This is a genomic window from Azotobacter tropicalis (assembly GCF_059739045.1).
Genome location: NZ_AP046059.1, coordinates 661,598 through 680,408, shown reverse-complemented (window position 1 = coordinate 680,408; position 18,811 = coordinate 661,598). Strand labels below are relative to the sequence as shown.

Sequence of the window (18,811 nt, the reverse complement as noted above, 5' to 3'; positions counted from 1 at the left end):
GGCGGTCATTGGTCAGGCGTTCTCGGGCTGTCGCTCCTCCGGCAGTTCGTGGCGATGGGGCAGGCCTTCCATGTCGCCGATGCACTGCACGGCGCGGCTGCCGAAGGCGTTGCCGCGCTTGAGGGCCTGCGCAAGGCTCCGCCCTTCGAGCAGGGCGCTGATCACGCCGACGGCGAAGGCGTCGCCGGCGCCGACGGTGTCCACCACCTGGGCGACCGGCACGCCGTCGATGCGGCCCTCGCTATCGGCGGTGCGGTAGTAGGCGCCTTCGGGCCGAGCTTGATCACCACCGCTTCGGCGCCGCGCTCCAGGTAGAAGGCGGCGATGTCGGCGGGGCTGTCGTAGCCGGTCAGCACGCGGCCTTCCTCGAGCCCCGGCAGCACCCAGTGGGCCAGGGCGGCCAGCTCGTTGATCTCGGCGACCATCCGTGCCTGGCTCGGCCACAGCGACGGGCGCAGGTTGGGGTCGAAGGACAGGCTGCGCCCGGCGCTGCGCATGCACTCCATCAGTTCGCGGGACAGCGCGCGGCAGCTCTCCGAGAGCGCCGGCGGAATGCCGGTGGCGTGCAGGTGACGGGCCCGCAGCAGGTCGGGCACCAGGTCGGCGATCGACAGGTGGCTGGCCGCCGAGCCGCGGCGGAAATACTCGACCTTCGGGTCGCTGCCGTCGGTTTCCCGGGACTTGAGCTGGAAGCCGGTGGGATGCGCCGGGTCGACCTGCACATGGCGGCAGTCGAGACCTTCGCGGGTCAGGCTGTCGAGCACGAAGCGGCCCAGCGCGTCGTTGCCGACCCGGCTCAGCCAGGTGACCTTGAAGCCCAGCCGCGACAGGCCGATGGCCACGTTGCTGTCGGCACCGGCGATACGCTTGCCGAAGCGCTCGACGCGGGCCAGGTCGCCGCATTCCTCGGCCACGAACATGGCCATGGTTTCGCCGAAACAGAGTACGTCGATGTCATGCATGCCGGCGTTCCTCCTGCGCTTGACCGAGGCGGGCGAGGCTGTCGACGTGCCGGCGGGTGACGGCCAGCAGGTCGTCGCCCTGCAGGGGGTACTCGATGGCGCGCGGCACGCCTGCCGGGAACTGGCGGAACAGGCGCTGCCACTGCTGCAGGTCGGTGTCGTCGGGGGGCAGGGCCACCAGCTTGCCGTCGGCGTTGTGCCGGACCGCCTTGCAATGTACGTAGCGCACGTGACGGCCGAGCCGCTGGGCCGCCTCGTCGACCGGCTGCGTCTGCCAGAGCCAGTTGCCGATGTCGAAGGTCATGCCGACGTCGAGATCCTGGGCCTCGGCGTCGGCGAAGAACGCCTGCAGCGCCTCGATACGGCCGCCCTGGGCGGTCTGGTCGTTCTCCACCAGCAGCTGCACGGGCTGGCCGGCCAGTTGCTGCGCCAGTTCGCCGAGGTCATAGCCGGCGCGGTAATGGCCGAGCGAGACCTTCAGCCAGCGTGCGCCGCAGGCCTGGGCACGCGCCAGGGTCGGAGCCAGGGCCGCGTCGAGCCGGCCCTGTTCGGTCCACAGTTCGAGCGGGGCGGAATACAGGCAGTCGAGCCCCAGGGCATGGACGGCGCTGCTCAGAGCCTGCGGGTCCGGCGGGGCGGCGAACAGCTCCTCGCGCAGCTCGGCGCGGGCGACGCCGGCCTGGGCCAGCAGCGGCAGGAAACTGGCCTGGCCGCGCTCGCGCACCAGACTGGCGCCATAGCTGGAAAGACTCACGGAGACGGGGTAGAGGGGCATTGTCGTTATTCCTCTGAAACCGGTTTCATTTTTGACCGAACGATCCGCCGGCTAGTCGCCGGCGGACTGTCAGCCGCGTGGGTGGGTGGAACCTCGGATAATCAGGTGTGCCTTGAAATCGAAATGACGGGCCGGCTCCCGGTCGCCGCGCAAGCGCTCGAGCAGGCACTCGAAGGCGGCCACGCCGATCCGCTCGGTCGGCTGGGCGAGGGCGGTGATGCCGCTGCCCACCAGGGGATACCAGTCGAGGTCGTCGAGGGCGATCAGGCCGATCTCCTCGAACAGCCGGTAGCCGAATTCGCGCAGTTGCCGGGTGGCGGCCAGGGCAGCCATGCCGTTGGCGGCGAACAGCGCCTTGGGGCCGGGGCCGGGAGCGACGAGAAAATTCTGCAGGGATTCACGGAAGGCCCCGCCGGTCTGCAACACCTGGCCTTGGAGCAGGGGACGCCGGGCGATCTCGGCCTTGAAGGCCTCGACGCGCTCCTGGCGCGAGCTGGTACCGTCCAGGGGCTCGCTGATCAGCAGCAGGTCGCGGTAGCCGCGCTGCTGCAGATGCTCCAGGGCCTGCTGCACCGCATCGCGGTTGTCCAGGCCGACCAGATCGACCTCCAGCGCCTCGACCTTGCGGTCGACCAGCACCATCGGCAGCTCGTTGTGCAGGGACAGGAGCTCGCCGGCGTGGTGGCCGAGGGTGTTCACGATCAGCCCTTCGACGTTGTACGAGCGCAGGGCCGCCAAGTGCTGGATCTCCTGCTCGGTGCTGCGGTCGGTGTTGCACACCACCAGGGTGTAGCCGTGCTGGCGGCAGGCGGTTTCCACGCCATGCATCACGGCCACCGAATAGGGTTGAGGATGTCGGCGACCAGCATGCCGATCAGCCGGGTCCGGCCGCGCTTCAGGCCGCGGGCCATCTGGTTCGGGCGATAGCCGAGCCGCTCGATGGCCTGCTCGATGCGCAGGGCGGTGGCATCGGCGAGCAACTGGCGGTCGCCGCCGATATAGCGCGACACGCTGGCCTTGGAAACGCCGGCGGCCTCGGCCACCTCGCTGATGGTGACGCGGCTGCTGCGGGCGGACGGGGAAGGGCCGTTCACGGACCTGGAACCTCTTGTTCTTGGTGTTATGGGTTGGTTTGTATCAACGTGAAACCGGTTTCAGTAAAGCCAAAAAAATGGCTGGCGTCAAGGGGCGGAGATGGGAGTGGCCACCAGCAAGCTGAGTTACTGCGTGCCCGACCCACGCATGCGGCGATGCTGCCTACCCCTGCCGTCCGGGGCGGCGGCGAGTGGGGCCGTAGGCGCTCCATGCCGAACAGCAGAACTAGGGGGATCAGCACCACCGCCAGAGTGGTCGGCGAGGTTTCCGGCAGGTGTTGGGCGAGGTGCCGGAGCGGGTCAAGCGTGCGTTTCCAGCGCGGCTCTTGCGGGCTTCGGGAAGCGAAAAAGCCCTCGCACCGGTAGTGGTGGGAGAGCTTTCGGTGGGTTGGCCGAGCCATCGAACCGCATCGGCAGCGTGCTTTCCGGCATGGATCGCCGCGCCTGGCATGGGTGGATCAAGCCCGTCATGCGGCTGCTTCGCCATTGAACGGCGAGCAGCCGCCGCGTCCGGGGCGATGCCCAGGTCTCGGGGGCCGGTCAGGCGCCAGGCTTCAGCCTTCGGCCACGTCGTCGAGTTCGTCCGGTGCCAGTGCCGGCCGGATCTCGTCGTTCAGCCGCCAGAAGCTGTGCATCACCGACACGAAGCCGGCAAGCGGGCCGAGGAGGGCGCTGTTGACCTTGGCGGCGTCCTGGTCGAGGGCGCGTGCGATGTCCTTGGTGCGTGCCTGGCCGTTGTCGTACAGGAACTGCAGGATCTGGCGCTGTCCCTTGGGCAGTTTGGCCAGCTTGGCCTGTTCCTTCGACAGTGGATTGGCGGCGCTGACGGCGAGCGGCGAGGCCGCCAGTGTCTCCATGATGCGCGACTTGGCCGGGCGAGCTTCTGCGAGGATTTCGTCGTCTTCCGCCTTGGCTTTACGGGCAGGAGGCTCCGGCGGCTGCTCGCCGGTCGGTATCCGGTCGAGCATTCCCGGCTTGATCCGGTAGCGACCCTCCGGGTCGCGGTCCAGCCACTCCCGGCGCAGCGTGACCAGGGAGACCGAGGCCGGCTCGTCCGGTCCCATGGCGTCCATCACCTCGTCCGGTGTGCAGCCCGGGTGGTTGCAGATGTACTCCAGCACCTGCCTGTCCAGCCCGCTCAGCCCGGCCAGTGCGGCCGAGTTGGCAGCGGGGCGGGCCGGTTTCGATGCGGCCGGCGCGGCTTCCGCCCGCGGGGCCGGCGTGGAGGCGCGCGGCGTTTCGGCGACCCGCGCGGCGGCGGGCGTCGATGCGCGGCTGGCGCTGGCCGGCGTGGACGGGCGGGCGCCGCTCGGCGCCTGCTTGCCCATGGACATGCACTCCAGCACATAGTCCCGCACGGTGTAGCCGGCGAAGGTGAAGGGGTCGAGCCAGAGTCCGGTCAGGCCCTTGAGGGCGGTGGCGACTTCCGCGCTGCCCAGCTCGGTGTTCTTGGCGATCTGAGCGGCATTCTGGTTGGGATTGGCCATGATCCAGGCCAGCAGCTTGCGCTCGATCTTGCCGAGTCTGGCGAAGGCTTCGCGCAGGCGGGCGAACACCTGCTCCTTGGGTTCGTCCGGCGCCGGTGCCTCGACAGGCGCCGGTTCGGGTTTGGCGGTGGGCGCGGCGACGGCGGTTATCGCCGGCTTGGCGACGGGGGCGGCTTCGGCCCGCTTCTGCATGGTTTCCTGCGCTCTGGCGCGCGCCTTGAGCAGTTCCTCGGCCACCCACTGCGGCGGCTCTGCGGCCGGGGCCTTGGCCGCCGATTCTGCCGGCGGCGTGGATGCGGACGGCCGCGGCTCCGCGGCGCGGGCGGAAAGCGGCGCGGCGCTGACGGACGGGGTGGATGGGGCGAGCGGGCGAGGCGTCTCGACTTTCGCGCCCGGCACCGCGAGCGCAGGCGTCGCATGCGGGGGGGCTGCCGGCCGCTCGACCGGAGGACGGGCTTCCACACGGACGGCCGTCGCCTGCGGCCGGGTCGGAATCTCCGGCTTTTCTTCGGCACGTGCTGCGCTTGCCGGCGCAACGGCGGTTTGCAGCGGCTGCGCCACGGGGGCGGCGGGTTCGGGCCGTGCGGCGTCGGGCGCCGGGGCGGCGCCGGTCTGGCCGGCGCTGCGGCGCAGGTGCAGACGCCCCAGCAGCTCGTACAGCTCGGGGGCCGCGCCGGCCTTGGCAGCCTTGCTGACATGGTCGATCGCGTCGTCCAGCCGGTTGGCCTGGACCAGTTCCTTCACCCGCTTTTCAAGCGTGGCCAGATCCTGAGCGCCGCCCGCGTCCTGGCCGGTCCCCGGCTGTCCGAGCAGCAGGACCATGTCCAGGCGCCAGAGAATTTGCGGCGAGGCGACATGGTTCTCGAGGGATTCGCTCAGCAGCTCCTGGGCAAGCGCGTGCTGGTCGACGTCGCTCAGCTGGCGCAGGGCGCAGGTCAGCGCCTTGAGCGAGCCATCGGGACAGGCTTCATGCAGGCAGGATTCGAAAGCGGCAAAACTGTGGGTGCGAGCAATGCCCCACAAACGCTCGATGAGAGGTTTGTGCTCCAAACGGGAATACCTATGCGTTGGGGTCGGCAGGCCGACGTGGTGCGGAAAAAGCCGCGAACTATACCACGATGACTCCGCGGTTCCGGCCTGCTCTCGACGTCTTGGAGGGCGACGAGGCAGGCCGGGTTCCGTCCGTCAGGTCACCAGCCGATAGCAGGGCACGTAGGGCGTGCCGCCCGGCAGCTTCATCCGGTGCTGATCGACGAAGGCCTGCAGCAGTTCGTCCAGCGGCTGCATCACCGACGCTTCGCCATGGATCTCGTAGGGGCCGTACTGCTCGATCAGGCGGATGCCCTTGTCTTTCACGTTGCCGGCGACGATGCCGGAGAAGGCGCGGCGCAGGTTGGCCGCCAATTGGTGAGGCGGCAGGTCGCGGCTCAGCTGCAGGCCGGCCATGTTGGCGTGGGTGGGGTCGAAGGGGCGCTGGAAGCCTTCCTCGATGCGCAGCAGCCAGTTGAAATGGAAGGCGTCGTTGCGCTCGCGACGGAACTGCTTGACCTCCTTCAGCCCGTGGGTCATCTGCCGGGCCACCTCGACCGGATCGTCGATGATGATCCGGTAATGGTGCTGCGCGGCTTTCCCCAGCGTGGCGCCGACGAAGGCGTGCAGCTGCTCCAGGTAAGGCGCCGCACTCCTCGGGCCGGTGAGGATCACCGGGAACGGCAGCTCCCGATTGTCCGGGTGCATCAGGATGCCGAGCAGGTAGAGGAATTCCTCGGCGGTGCCGGCGCCGCCGGGGAAGATGACGATGCCGTGGCCGACGCGCACGAAGGCCTCCAGGCGCTTCTCGATGTCCGGCAGGATCACCAGTTCGTTGACGATCGGGTTGGGCGTCTCGGCGGCGATGATCCCCGGCTCGCTCAGGCCCAGGTAGCGGCCGCCGACGAGCCGCTGCTTGGAGTGGGCGATGGTGGCGCCCTTCATCGGCCCCTTCATCACGCCCGGCCCGCAGCCGGTGCAGATGTCCAGTTTGCGCAGGCCCAGCTCATGACCGACCTTCTTGGTGTACTTGTACTCCTCGACGCTGATCGAGTGGCCGCCCAGCACACCACCATCTTCGGTTCCACGCCGGGGCGCAGGGTGCGGGCGTTGCGCAGCAGGTGGAAGAGGTAGTCGGTGATGCCCTGGGAGGTGCTCAGGTCGATGCGCAGGCTGTCCAGCTCGCTCTGGGTGTAGACGATGTCGCGCAGGGCGCTGAACAGCATCTCGCGGGTGCTGGCGATCATCTCGCCGTCGACGAAGGCGTCCGCCGGCGCGTTGAGCAGTTCCAGACGGACGCCGCGGTCCTGCTGGTGGATGCGCACCTCAAAGTCCTGGTAGGACTCGAGAATGGTCTTGGCGTTATCGGTACGCGCGCCGGTGTTGAGGATCGCCAGGGCGCACTGGCGGAACAGCGTGTAGAGGCTGCCTGCCCCGACTTCGCTCAGTTGCTGGACTTCGCGCTGGGACAGCGTTTCCAGACTGCCCTTGGGGCTTACCGAAGCGTTGATGACGTGTCGTGAGTCCATTTTCGGTCCCCTGTGAACGATGCCGACGGCCGGGGAGGGCCGCTCGCATCAGAATGATGAGCGCCGAACGCGGTCGTGCGCAGCGGGCATTTTCTCTATCGGTCGGGCGAAACGGCAAACGTTGCGCCGGGATCGCCGGGGCGAACGCTTCCCGCATGAAGGGAAGGCGGCCGCCGAAGGCCGGCAATCCGTTCCGATCTTACGCTGGCCGCGTGCGAAGCGGCACGCCGGCGGCGCAACGAATCACGCGGCAGCTGTCCGGCAGCAGCGCTGCAGCATCGCGTCTGCTGCAATGGAGAGAGTTCTCGGCCAACTGCAAGGGAAGGTAACCCCATGACGCAAGCACATCCCTCCGGATCTTCCGAACTGTCGCGCACCAGCGTTCCGGCGTTCTGGCCAATGGCGATGGCGGCCGCGCTGGCCGAGGAAGGATTGGCGCTTTACGCGAGGAATCTTCGCTTCGTCGAGGAGGAGATCAAGATCCACGGCGAACTCAGGCCGAGCCTGGCGACCCCGAATCGGGTACGGCTCGATCTGCGGAGCATGTTTCTGCGCGACTACGGCACACCGGGCGGGATGCCCACGCTGATCGACGCGCCACATGCCGGCCATACCGCGATGATCGCCGACTACCACCCAGGACAGAGCCTGGTCGAAACGCTTCTGGCCAACGGCATCGGGCATGTCGCCCTGACCGACTGGAAGTCGGCGACGGAAGACATGAAGGACCTGGAGATCGACAACTATCTCGCCGACATCGTCGTGGCGATCGACGACCTCGGCGGCCGGGTCAATCTCGTCGGCCTGTGCCAGGGCGGTTGGGTGGCGGCCATGGTGGCTGCACGCTTTCCGGACAAGGTGAATGCGCTGGTACTCGCCGGCGCGCCCATCGACACCGATGCCGGCAATGGCCCGATCAGGAATATGGCCCACGCGTCGCCGATCTCCTTCTATGAGGAGCTGGTGGCGCTCGGCGGCGGCCTGATGAAGGGCGAGCTCATGCTGCAGGGCTGGAAGAACATGCACGCCGGGCAGCATTACATCCTGGAGCACATCGATCTCTACGAGCATATCGATGATCCGGCGTACCTCCGCAAGAAGGAAGTCTTCGAGAGCTGGTACGAGAATCCGATCGATCTGCCGGGGCGCTGGTATCTCCAGGTCATCGGCCAGCTCTTCAAGGAGAACCGCCTCGCCAAGGGGGAGTTCGTCGGCCTGGGACGGAGGCTGGACCTGCGCAACATCACCTGTCCCGCCTACCTGCTGGCCGGCGAAACCGACGACATCACGACGCCGGAGCAGGTGTTCGACGCGGCGGATCGTTTCGGAACCCCGCCGGAACGCATCGTCCGCAAGCTGGTGCCCGGCGGCCATATCGGCCTGTTCATGGGCGCCAGGACGCTCACGGAGCACTGGCCGGAGATCGCCCGCTGGATTGCCGTGCAGTAGAAGCCAGGATGCGCCCGGCCGCCGCGCACGCAAACGCCGGCCTCAGGGCCGGCGTTTGCGTGTTTGCGCTGGGCGGGGGCAGCCGTCAGGCCGGCGCCGAGGTGCGGATCAGGTGGTCGAAGGCGCCCAGCGAAGCCTTCGCACCTTCGCCCACGGCGATGACGATCTGCTTGTAGGGCACCGTGGTGACGTCGCCGGCGGCGAACACGCCGGGCACCGTGGTGCCGCCGTGGGCGTCGGTGATGATCTCGCCGCGCTCGTTGAGCTCGACGCTGCCTTTTAGCCACTCGCTGTTCGGCAACAGGCCGATCTGCACGAACACACCCTCCAGCTCGACGCGGTGCGCTTCGCCGCTGGCGCGGTCCTTGTAGACCAGGCCGTTGACCTTCTGGCCGTCGCCGACCACTTCGGCGATCGGCGCGTTGAGCAGCACGGTGACGTTCGGCAGGCTGTGCAGCTTGCGCTGCAGCACCGCGTCGGCGCGCAGCGCCTCGCCGTGGGTCAGCAGGGTCACGTGGGCGACGATGCCGGCCAGGTCGATGGCCGCCTCGACGCCGGAGTTGCCGCCGCCGATCACTGCCACGCGCTTGCCCTTGAACAGCGGGCCGTCGCAGTGCGGGCAGTAGGCCACGCCCCTGGTGCGGTATTCCTGCTCGCCGGGCACGCCGAGGGCGCGGTAGCGGGCGCCGGTGGCGAGGATCACGGCCTTGGCCTTGAGCGAGGCGCCGGACTCGAATTGTACCTCGTGCAGACCGCCCTTGGCGGCGGCCGGCACCAGCTTGACCGCGCGCTGCAGGTTCATGATGTCGACCTCGTACTGGCGGACGTGCTCTTCCAGGGCGCGGGCGAGTTTCGGACCTTCGGTCTCCGGCACGGAGATGAAGTTCTCGATGTCCATGGTGTCCAGCACCTGGCCGCCGAAGCGCTCGGCCACCACGCCGGTGCGGATGCCCTTGCGCGCCGCGTAGATGGCCGCCGAGGCGCCGGCCGGGCCGCCGCCGACCACCAGCACGTCGAAGGCTTCCTTGGCGTTGAGCTTCTCGGCTTCGCGGGCGCTGGCGCCGGTGTCGAGCTTGGCGAGGATCTGCTCGAGCTCCATGCGGCCCTGGCCGAACAGCTCGCCGTTCAGGTAGATGGTCGGCACCGCCATGATCTGGCGCTTCTCGACCTCGTCCTGGAACAGCGCGCCGTCGATGGCGACATGGCTGACCCGGGGGTTGAGCACCGCCATCAGGTTCAGCGCCTGGACGATGTCCGGGCAGTTCTGGCAGGACAGCGAGAAGTAGGTCTCGAAGCGGTATTCGCCGTCGAGGGCCTTGATCTGGGCGATGGACTCCTCGCTGGCCTTGGACGGGTAGCCGCCGACCTGCAGCAGGGCCAGCACCAGGGAGGTGAACTCGTGGCCCATGGGGATGCCGGCGAAGCGCAGGGAGATGTCCGCGCCCGGACGCTCCAGGGCGAAGGACGGGACGCGTGCGTCCTTGCCGTCGGTGCGCAGGGTGATCTTGTCGCTCAGGCCCTGGATGTCCTGCAGCAGGCCGAGCATCTCCTGCGACTTGGCACTCCCGTCAAGGGTGGCGACGATCTCGAAGGGCAGGGTGACGCGTTCCAGGTAGGCCTGCAGCTGCGTCTTAAGGCTCTCGTCCAACATGGGTTTCGACTCCTCGATGGGGGTGAAGAACTTTTGATGGGTGCAACCTTACGATGCAGAGGGCATTTTGACTAATCGATTGAACTTGTCGGGTCGATTTCGTTTTTCTATCTGACCGCCGGAGAGCGGCCGGACGAGACTCCGCAGGTCCGGCCGTCTGTCGTGGGAGGGGAATGGCAGGCCGCTGCGGCGGGGACGCCGGGGCGGATCAACGAGCGGCCTGCCGCTCTGCACGCAGGAAGCCGGCGACCAGTTCCACGACGGCCTGCTCCCGCTCGCGGTGCGGGACATGGCGGGTGTCGGCCAGCACCTCGGCGCGCGCAGGGCCGCCGGCCAGTTGCGCGATGAGCTGGGGATGGCGGGGCGAGCCGTATTCGTCGTCGAGGCCGTGAATGGCCAGCAGCGGGCATCCCACGCCGGGTAGGACGGGGGCCAGGGACCAGGCGGCGAATTCCGGCGAAAGCCAGGTGTCGAGCCAGGCATCGAGCACCCAGCGGGCCTTGTCGCCGTGGTATTTCTCGAGCCGCTCGAACTGCTCGGCCTGCCCGAACAGCGCCTTGGCTTCCAGGAGGCCCGCGATGGTCCGGTCCTCGACGAAGGCCTGGGCGGACTCGGTGATCAGGGCCTCGCACGCATCGGCGAAGCGGTGCGCGCAGTGGACGGCCATGCCGCCGCCGACGCTGTGGCCGAAGGCGACGAAGCGGCGGACGGCGAGCTGCTCGCGAACCGCCGGGAAATGGCGCTCGGCCTCTTCGGCGATGAACGCGAACGACGGTCGTTCGCGGCGCGGAGTGGACCGGCCGAAGCCGAGTCGGTCGTAGGCGATCACCTGCCTGCCGGTGCTGGCGCACAGCCGTGCGGGAAAGCCGCGCCACAGCTCCACGCAGCCGAGGGAGTCGTGGAACAGCACGATCGGGCTTGGCGGCTCTGCGTGGGTTGCCATGACCGGCGTCCAGATGCGGGCGAAGACACGCCCGTCGGGCGTTTCCAGCCACAGGTCCTGTTGGATTGCGTGCTGCGCTTCCTGCATCGACGACATGGGTGAAGCTCCTTGAGGGATGAAATGACGAGCCGGGCCAGCGGCCCTGCGCGGCTATCCAATCCGAATACCGGGTCGGTTCGCAAGCCGGATCGCCGGCGGGGGCGAAATCGCCCGCCTGCCGGCGCTCAGTGGGTCGCGGAGAGGTTCGCCAGCACCGCGGCGAAGGCGCGGGCGCTGTGTTCCTCGTCCGCGTGGCGGCCTTCGTGCACCACCCAGCGGCCGGCGACCATCACATCGCGGACCTGGCGGTCGCTGCCGGCGAACAGCCAGCGGTTGAGGATCTGGTCGCCTTCGGCATTGGCCAGATAGGGATCGGCACCGTCCAGCACCAGCAGATCGGCACGCCGGCCGCTTTCCAGCGCCCCGACCGGCTGGCCGAGGGCCTGGGCACCGCCGCTCAGGGCGCCCTGGTAGAGCGCGGCGCCGACCGCCGGGCGGCCGGCCTGGACCAGACGGTTGCGCCGCCGGTCGCGCAGGCGCTGGCCGTATTCCAGCCAGCGCAGTTCCTCGACCACGCTGACCGAGACCTGGCTGTCCGAGCCGATGCCGAAGCGCCCGCCCGGGCCAGGTAGTCCGTGGCCGGGAACAGGCCGTCGCCGAGGTTGGCCTCGGTCGTCGGGCAAAGGCAGACGACCGCGCCGCTGGCGGCGAGGAGGGCGAGCTCGTCCGGCTGTGCCTGGGTGGCGTGCACCAGACACCAGCGCGCGTCCACCGGACAGTGCTCGAACAGCCACTGCAGGGGCCGCCGGCCGCTCCAGTCCAGGCAGTCGTCGACCTCCTTCTGCTGCTCGGCGATGTGCATGTGGATGGGACCGGCGATGGGCGAGGCGGCCAGCACCCGGGCGAGCTGTCCGGGCGTCACCGCGCGCAGGGAGTGGAAGCCCAGCCCCAGGTACTGTCCGGCCTGCTCCAGCGCCGGGCGCAGGCGCGCCAGCAGGTCGAGGTAGCCGTCCGTGTCGAGGATGAAGCGTCGCTGCTCCCCCCCGGCGGCAGGCCGCCGAAGCCTGAGTGGCTGTAGAGCGTGGGCACCAGGGTCAGGCCGATGCCGGCCTCGCGGGCGGCGCGGGAGAGGCGCAGGGACAGCTCGGCGGGGTCGGCGTAGGGCCGGCCATCGCGCTCGAGGTGCAGGTAGTGGAACTCCGCGACGCTGCTGTAGCCGGCCTTGAGCAGCTCGATGTAGAGCTGGCGGGCGATGGTTTCGAACTGCTCCGGCTCGAGCCGGGCGACCAGCCGGTACATCCGCTCGCGCCAGTTCCAGAAGCTGTCCTCGGCGCCGAGGGCGACCTCGGTCAGTCCGGCCATGGCGCGCTGGAAGGCGTGGCCGTGCAGGTTCGGCATGCCGGGCAGCAGCGGCCCGCACAGGCGTTCGGCGCCCTCGGCGCGGGCATCGGGCTCGATCCGCCCGAGCTGGCCGGCGGCGTCGATTTCCAGGCGCACGTCGCGCGCCCAGCCGCCCGGCAACAGGGCGCGTTCGGCGAACAGGATGGTCGTCATGGCGGCCTCGCGGCGTTCAGGAGTAGAGACGGGCGCAGGGCACCCAGCGTTCGAGGGCGCCGCCCTCGACCCAGGCGCGCGCGGTGGCGATGTCCGGGGCGAAGTAGCGGTCCTCTTCGTAATGCGCCACCCGGCTGCGGATCAGCGCCATCACTTCGCCAAGCTGCGGCGAGCTGGACAGCGGCGCATGGAAATCCACGCCCTGGGCGGCGGCCAGCAGTTCGATGCCCACTACCGCGGCGGCGTTGCCGGCCATGTCCTGCAGGCGGCGGGCGGCGAAGGTGGCCATGGACACATGATCCTCCTGGCCGGCCGAGGTCGGCAGACTGTCCACCGAGGCCGGGTGGGCCAAGCTCTTGTTCTCCGAAGCCAGCGAGGCCGCGGTGACCTGGGCGATCATGAAGCCGGAGTTCAGCCCGCCTTCTTTGACCAGGAAGGCCGGCAGGCCGGACAGCGCCGGATCGACCAGCAGGGCGATGCGCCGCTCGGAGAGCGCGCCGATCTCGGCGATGGCCAGGGCCAGCACGTCGGCGGCCATGGCCACCGGCTCGGCGTGGAAGTTGCCGCCGGACAGCACCTCGGCATCGCCGGCGAACACCAGGGGGTTGTCCGACACCGCATTGGCCTCGCGCAGGAACACCCCGGCGGCGAAGCGCAGGTGATCCAGGCAGGCGCCCATCACCTGCGGCTGACAGCGCAGCGAGTAGGGGTCCTGGACCCGCTTGCACCGCGCGTGGGAGCGGTTGATCGCGCTGTCGTGGAGCAGCTCGCGGTACAGCGCGGCCACCGCGATCTGCCCCGGCTGGCCGCGCACCGTCTGAATGCGCGCATCGAAGGGCACGAAGGAGCCCTTCAGCGCCTCGACGCTCAGGCTGCCGGCGACTACCGCCGCGCCGAACAGCCGCTCCGCGGTGAACAGCCCGCGCAGCGCCAGGGCGGTGGACACCTGGGTGCCGTTGAGCAGCGCCAGGCCTTCCTTGGGGCCGAGCGTCAGGGGCTTAAGGCCGGCGAGGGCCAGTCCTTCGCTCGCCTCCAGCAGCCGGCCTTCGTGGCGCACCTGGCCGACCCCGAGCAGCGTCGCCGCCAGATGCGCCAGCGGCGCCAGGTCGCCGGAGGCACCCACCGAGCCCTGGGAGGGGATGCACGGATAGACCCGGGCTGCGTAGAGTTTGAGCAGCGCCTCGATCACCGCCCAGCCGACCCCGGAGTAGCCGCGCGCCAAGGAGGCGACCTTCAGTGCCAGGATCAGCCCGACGCTGGCGTCGTCCAGCAGCGGTCCGGTGCCGGTGCAGTGGGAGAGCACCAGGTTGCGCTGCAGGGCGGCGAGGGAATCGGCCGGGATCGGGGTGCGCGCCAGCAGGCCGAAGCCGGTGTTGATGCCGTACACGGTGCGCTGGCTGGCGAGGATCGCCGCGACGCTGCGCGCGCCGGCCTCGACCTCGGCCCGGCAGGCCGGATCGAGGTCGAGCGGCGCCTGGTTCCAGTAGATGCCGCGCAGGTCGTCGAGAACGAGCCGGCCGGGGCGAAGGAGCAGGGCGGAGGTCATGGGGACATCCTGCAGAGAAGGTCGTATCCATATAGATAGGCAAAAAGCCGGAGTTTCGCCGGGGGAGGGGGCTGCCTTGGCGCCGTCGTTCGGCGCTTTTCCATAAATCGGAAATCTATGGCGGGGATGGCCACTGTTGCCTGTCCGTCAGTGTGGGTGCGGGTTTTCGGAAGCGTCGGGTGGGGCAGTCGAGAGGTCGAAAAACGGCGCAGGGGGAGGGGGGCGGCGCCGTGCTGGAAAACCGAAAAACAGGCGGGCAAGAAAAAGCCCACCAAAACAACGATGGGCTCCGTCAAACGATGGGGCTGATCCTTCAGCCACAGTTATGGTGCTCCATGGCGTGTGAAAGTTTCATCAAAAAGAGCCTGCCAAGACGGTTCTGGTGAGCGTCCCGACGAACGGCAGGAACTGGTCTGCAGCTGGCGTGGCTCCTGGGGTGGGGCTGGCCAAGTGCTTTTGCCGCAGGGATGGTTTCGGGTACTGGGCGCGCAGGCCTGGCGCTTCGAGCGGCGGCGTCTCTGCGGTGGCTCCCAGGGCGGCGCCGATGGCGACCGGCCGCCGGGCCGCGGTGTTCGAGCGTGCCAGCGGCCGAGGCGGCAGAGCCGGGATCAGGGACGCCCTTTCTGACGTTCGTGGCCATGGCTGCTTGCCGGCCATGCCGGGAGAAAAGCATGGGGATTTCCGCACCGAACGCCAGCGCATGATGCTTGCTCGATATATTTCTTAAATCGGAAATCAATGTATGCCATCAGTGGCATTCAGGGAAAAGCCTAGTTGCTTGGCTGCACTCGGTATGTTTCCTTAAATCGGAAATCTGTGGCTGGAGTAAATATTTCATCGTTGAATTTCTGCCAGCCCACAAAAAAGCGCCTACAGGCAAACAAGGCTCGACCAGGGCGCGCGCCGGAAAGCGGCGGACAGGCAGCGAGAGGGTGGCAGAGGGCTTGTGCTGGCCGCACAGGGGGGCGCCCGCCGCTGACGACGGACGGGCGCCAAGGTCGGCTAACGGATTTCCGACACTTCCAGCACGTGGGTGAAGGCCTGCTGCTGGCCGTCCCAGACGTAGCGCAGGTGCTTGCCCTGCACCGGGATACTGGTCGCCGGCGGGCGGAACAGCGCCGCGCACTCGGCGCCCGGCCGGCGCACGCTGGCGTAGAGCAGGCCCCAGACGCCTTCCAGGCGCAGGCGGGCGGCGAAGGTCTGGGCCGGGCCGTAGTGGGCGGGATCGGGGTCGTAGAGGGCCGGGTCGCCGGCGCGGATGTCCAGCAGCGGCCGGACGATCTGGCTCAGGTAGCAGCGCATGGTCAGCTCCAGGCTGGGCTGCTCCGTGGCGGCAAGGAAGCGGGCGCGGTGGAACTGGGTTTCCGCGATGGCCGCTTCGAGGCTGTCGGCCGCGTAGTAGACGCCATAGCTGCCGTCGGTGAAGCGGCTCGGACTGCCGATATGGGTGAAGGCCGCCATGACCGGGCTGGAGCCGGGTCCGGCAATCCGGTCTTCGGGCACGACCAGGCGGATCTCGCCGGCCTCTTCGCGCAACCGGTCGTTGGTCAGTGCCTCGATCTCGAAGGCGATTTCCAGGTCGGCGGGGTCCAGGGTGTCCTCGAACACGCCGATGGGCGGGAAGTGGCTGGCGACCAGCCGGTGCGCCTGCCAGGCAGGGGTGACCTCGTTCATTGCCTAGCCCCGCTGCGCCGCCAGATAGCGATTGACGTCCGACAGGTCGACCAGCGAACCGGCTAGCATCCGCTGCAGTGCCGTGTCGCCGTTGAAGGGCGCGGCCTTGTTCGGGCGCTTGACCCAGTCGTAGGCGGAGGGCGAGTCGCCGAACAGGATGCGCAGCGACTTGTGGATGCCCATCAGGTGGGAGATGCGCTCCAGCAGGTCGCGGCCCAGGCGAACCTCGGGGAGCTTGCGGTAGTTGAAGTAGGTGGAGCGGCCGATGCCGCCGAGCAGCACCATCTGTTCCTCCGCGCTCAGCCCCCAGAGTGCGGCGAGGCGGAAGAAGAAGGTCAGCGCCACGCGACCGGCTTGCGGCGTGTCGACACCGGCGCGGCCGGCCGAGGCGGTGCGGGTAGGGGATTCCATGGAGGCTCCGTGACTGTCCTGATTTGCATATTAAAGCAAATATAGTCCATATTTGTATCAAAGAGAACAGTGCCAGGCCTGCTCCCGTCCAGTGCGCTACCATTGCGGCGATGAAACCCGAGGCCATCGGGTCTTGCGCTGCGACGGGGAGTGCCGATGTTCGGAAAAGCTGCCGGTGAGGTATTGGGAAGCGGACTTTCCGCACTGGCCAGGAATGCCGCCAACGAGAAGGGGCGACTCGGTACGGTGTTCCGGCGCATCGCCAGTCACCCGGTCAAGGTGCTCGCTTCATTCATCGCGGCGCCGGTGCTGATCGTCCGGGTTGCCTGTCTGGTGAGGGATCCCAGGCGGCGAATCGTCGCGATCGTCGGCCTGCTGCTCTCCGTGCTGCTGTCGTACGGAGCGGCCACCTTCCTCGGCACCCTGGTCGGTGCGGCCTTCGTCGCCTCGCACATCGGCCTGCTGGCGGGCATCGGCTTCCTGTTCGGCACCACCCTGAGCGTCTATCTCGGGGTCATCTTCTCGATCATCGTGTTCCACGCCGTCTCGTTCGTGTTTCTCAAGATCAGCTCGCAGGAAGTGCTCGACTACCTGCGCGAGATCTCGAGCTGAGGCGTCTCAGGCGAGGCTGACCCGGTTCCGGCCCATTTCCTTCGAACGGTAGAGAAGCTCGTCCGCTTCCGAGACAAGACGCTCCAGATCGGCTTGGCCGGCTTTCCGCTGGGCGATGCCGAAGCTTGCGGTGAGGGAGATGTCCTTGCCGTCATGCTGCAGGCGGAGGCCCTCCAGCGCGGCGCGCAGACGCTCGGCCAGGCGGGCGGCCTCGCTCAGGCCGGTCTCCGGCAGGAGCAGGATGAATTCCTCGCCGCCCCATCTGGCCAGTACGTCCTGCTTCCGGATGGCGGCTTCGAGAATCCTGGCCGTGGCGATCAGCACTTTGTCGCCGCAGGCGTGGCCGTGGGTGTCGTTGATCGACTTGAAATGATCGATGTCGAGGAGGATGAGCGACAGTTCCAGATTCTCCTGATGGGCCCGGTTCCAGAGCGGCAGCGCCTTGTCGTGGAAGGCCCGCCGGTTGGCGACGCCGGTCAGGGGATCGAGCGTCGCCAGTTGCTCGGCGCGCAGTTTCTCGGCCTGGGTGACGCGGAAGCGGTAGGTGAGCGCCAAGGCCAGCAGGGTGGCGTCCAGCATCATGCCGATATCGGCCGCGCGATAGGTCCATTCATTGGTCGGGATGCGGCCCCAAACCGACAGTGTACTGATGGCCGCGCCGAGCATCGCCGCGATGGCGGCCAGCAGAAAGTATCTCGCCGGCTTCTGCCCGGAACGCATGGAAATCGCGCCAAGTGCCAGCATGATGCCCGCGAACAGGAGGACGAATACGAAGGCGAGCAGCAGGGCGTATTTCCGGCTGCCGGCCAGGATGGCGAGCAGCATCAGAGAAGCAAATACGCCCAGATAGCCGAGCATGGCCTGGTAGAGACGCGGGAAATGCCGGCGGATGTCCAGAAAGCGCAGGGCGAAAACCAGCCCGCTGCTCCCGTAAAGCAGCACCAGCAGCGGATTGGACCATTGCGCCCAGACCCTGGAGTCGGGCCAGAGCCACTGGAAGCCGTGGCCGGTATAGGCGCCGTTCATCAGCAGGAAGGCGCCGAGATACGCGGAGTAGAGCAGGTAGCTCGGATCCCGCAGACCGGCGTAGAGCATGAAGTTGTAGGCCAGCAGGGCGAACAGGAAGCCGTAGAAGAAGCCGTAGCTGTAGTCCTGGAGGCGCTCCCGGGCGTGCGCCTCGTCCTCCGTCAGCAGATAGAGCGGAACGACCATGGGGTCGGGTTTTTCCACGCGGATGAAGAGTTCGGTGAGCCCGGGCGCGAAGGCATGCTCGAGCATGAAGAAGCGGTTGTCGCCCGGAGACTGTCCGAATGCCTTGCGGTCGGCGACCAGATGGTTGGCCCGGCTCGTTTCCAGGTGACGGAAATGCACCTCCACCCGGTCGAGCCAGGGTGTCTTGATGTGCAACTGGCGCTCCAGCGGCTGCTCCGTCGGGTTGTCCACGACAAGGTGGAGCCAGACGGGAGCCGAGCCGATGCCGAAATTCGGCACCGGGGCGCCGACAGCCCTGAAGGTGCCGTGGGCATAGGCGGCGACGGCCTGTTCCAGGCTCAGCGTGCCGCTCGTCTCCATCAGATAGCTGGCGTGGAGACCGATGGGACCGCTCTGGGAGACGTTCGCCGGAAGAGGGCGGTCCTCGGCAAAGGCCGGCATGCCACGGAGCGAGGCGAGCAGCAGGAGCAGGGCGAGGAGCAGGCGAGTCTTCATCAGATTCCATCCAAGAAGGGCGGCGCTGCGGGCAGCAGCTGTCACATTGACAGTAATCGATCTGTGACGCAGATCGTCAATCGACGCCGAAGGCCATCAGACTATTTTTCCGCCGAAATGCTCCTGGGCACAGGCTGCCGCACTCGCCCGGACCTGCACGGCAGGCGAGCGCCGGCCAATGCCCGGCCCGCCGGGTCCGGAAAGTCGGTCTCGCGACCTCGCATCGGTTTCAGAACCCTTTTCCGAAGTCTCCTTTTATGCTGCTCTAGGCACCCACGGGAAGTGTTCGTTTCCCCACTACAAAAGCTCGACCAAGAGCCAGGGCGGATTCAGAATGGTTTTGCAAACA

Annotated in this window: 10 protein-coding genes and 4 pseudogenes; 2 read left to right on the top strand and 12 right to left on the bottom strand. The window is 68.1% G+C overall.

The genetic code is table 11. The features are described 5' to 3' along the window. Nucleotides 1–12 precede the first annotated feature (12 nt). From Atro_RS03040 to ppnN, 5 genes and pseudogenes are all read right to left on the bottom strand, one after another. Nucleotides 13–962 (bottom strand): annotated as a pseudogene (locus tag Atro_RS03040) (sugar kinase). Then, nucleotides 955–1,737, bottom strand: coding sequence for a sugar phosphate isomerase/epimerase family protein (locus Atro_RS03035; RefSeq protein ID WP_497926382.1), 783 nt, complete (start codon nt 1,735–1,737; stop codon nt 955–957). Before Atro_RS03035 ends, Atro_RS03040 begins: the two are co-directional and overlap by 8 nt. Nucleotides 1,738–1,806: 69 nt before the next feature. Further along, nucleotides 1,807–2,831, bottom strand: a pseudogene (locus tag Atro_RS03030) (LacI family DNA-binding transcriptional regulator). 554 nt (nt 2,832–3,385) lie between these two features. Next, complete coding sequence (locus Atro_RS03025) at nt 3,386–5,368, bottom strand: hypothetical protein (RefSeq protein ID WP_497926381.1); 1,983 nt, start codon at nt 5,366–5,368, stop codon at nt 3,386–3,388. A gap of 135 nt (nt 5,369–5,503) precedes the next feature. Further along, a pseudogene (gene ppnN, locus Atro_RS03020) lies at nt 5,504–6,876 on the bottom strand (nucleotide 5'-monophosphate nucleosidase PpnN). Between the two features lie 333 nt (nt 6,877–7,209). On the opposite strand from ppnN, the gene Atro_RS03015 reads away from it, so the two are divergent. Continuing rightward, complete coding sequence (locus Atro_RS03015; RefSeq protein WP_497926380.1) at nt 7,210–8,325, top strand: alpha/beta fold hydrolase; 1,116 nt, start codon at nt 7,210–7,212, stop codon at nt 8,323–8,325. An 85-nt stretch (nt 8,326–8,410) separates the two neighbouring features. On the opposite strand, the gene ahpF is transcribed toward Atro_RS03015, so the two are convergent. The 6 genes and pseudogenes from ahpF to Atro_RS02985 all read right to left on the bottom strand — a co-directional run bounded on the left by ahpF (nt 8,411) and on the right by Atro_RS02985 (nt 16,143). Next, a complete protein-coding gene (gene ahpF / locus Atro_RS03010; RefSeq protein ID WP_497926379.1) occupies nt 8,411–9,976 on the bottom strand; it encodes an alkyl hydroperoxide reductase subunit F in 1,566 nt (521 codons plus the stop codon). 208 nt (nt 9,977–10,184) lie between these two features. Continuing rightward, nucleotides 10,185–11,015: an alpha/beta fold hydrolase gene (locus Atro_RS03005; RefSeq protein ID WP_497926378.1), complete on the bottom strand. Its 831-nt coding sequence runs from the start codon at nt 11,013–11,015 to the stop codon at nt 10,185–10,187. A gap of 128 nt (nt 11,016–11,143) precedes the next feature. Beyond that, nucleotides 11,144–12,512: pseudogene (locus Atro_RS03000) on the bottom strand (formimidoylglutamate deiminase). 16 nt (nt 12,513–12,528) lie between these two features. Beyond that, on the bottom strand, nt 12,529–14,058 hold the full coding sequence (gene hutH, locus Atro_RS02995; RefSeq protein WP_497926377.1) for a histidine ammonia-lyase: 1,530 nt from the start codon (nt 14,056–14,058) through the stop codon (nt 12,529–12,531). Between the two features lie 1,002 nt (nt 14,059–15,060). Continuing rightward, nucleotides 15,061–15,732, bottom strand: a complete 672-nt coding sequence (locus tag Atro_RS02990; RefSeq protein WP_497926376.1) for an RES family NAD+ phosphorylase — start codon at nt 15,730–15,732, stop codon at nt 15,061–15,063. A gap of 3 nt (nt 15,733–15,735) precedes the next feature. Next, nucleotides 15,736–16,143: an MbcA/ParS/Xre antitoxin family protein gene (locus tag Atro_RS02985; RefSeq protein ID WP_497926375.1), complete on the bottom strand. Its 408-nt coding sequence runs from the start codon at nt 16,141–16,143 to the stop codon at nt 15,736–15,738. A 156-nt stretch (nt 16,144–16,299) separates the two neighbouring features. Between Atro_RS02985 and Atro_RS02980 the strand changes: the two genes are divergently transcribed. Beyond that, the gene (locus Atro_RS02980; RefSeq protein ID WP_497926374.1) at nt 16,300–16,755 is read left to right on the top strand and encodes a hypothetical protein; all 456 of its coding nucleotides are present in this window, start codon (nt 16,300–16,302) and stop codon (nt 16,753–16,755) included. Nucleotides 16,756–16,761: 6 nt separating this feature from the next. Here the strand turns inward: Atro_RS02980 and Atro_RS02975 are convergent, their stop codons facing one another. Further along, entirely contained in the window at nt 16,762–18,462 is a 1,701-nt protein-coding gene (locus Atro_RS02975) for a diguanylate cyclase (protein ID WP_497926373.1), read from the bottom strand. Between the last annotated feature and the right edge of the window lie 349 nt (nt 18,463–18,811).

Bases quoted from the DNA above. Each gene is read 5' to 3' on its own strand.
- Atro_RS03035 (WP_497926382.1), bottom strand. From the start codon at position 1,737: ATGCCCCTCTACCCCGTCTCCGTGAGTCTTTCCAGCTATGGCGCCAGT.
- Atro_RS03015 (WP_497926380.1), top strand. From the start codon at position 7,210: ATGACGCAAGCACATCCCTCCGGATCTTCCGAACTGTCGCGCACCAGC.
- ahpF (WP_497926379.1), bottom strand. From the start codon at position 9,976: ATGTTGGACGAGAGCCTTAAGACGCAGCTGCAGGCCTACCTGGAACGC.
- Atro_RS03005 (WP_497926378.1), bottom strand. From the start codon at position 11,015: ATGTCGTCGATGCAGGAAGCGCAGCACGCAATCCAACAGGACCTGTGG.
- hutH (WP_497926377.1), bottom strand. From the start codon at position 14,058: ATGACCTCCGCCCTGCTCCTTCGCCCCGGCCGGCTCGTTCTCGACGAC.
- Atro_RS02990 (WP_497926376.1), bottom strand. From the start codon at position 15,732: ATGAACGAGGTCACCCCTGCCTGGCAGGCGCACCGGCTGGTCGCCAGC.
- Atro_RS02985 (WP_497926375.1), bottom strand. From the start codon at position 16,143: ATGGAATCCCCTACCCGCACCGCCTCGGCCGGCCGCGCCGGTGTCGAC.
- Atro_RS02980 (WP_497926374.1), top strand. From the start codon at position 16,300: ATGTTCGGAAAAGCTGCCGGTGAGGTATTGGGAAGCGGACTTTCCGCA.
- Atro_RS02975 (WP_497926373.1), bottom strand. From the start codon at position 18,462: ATGAAGACTCGCCTGCTCCTCGCCCTGCTCCTGCTGCTCGCCTCGCTC.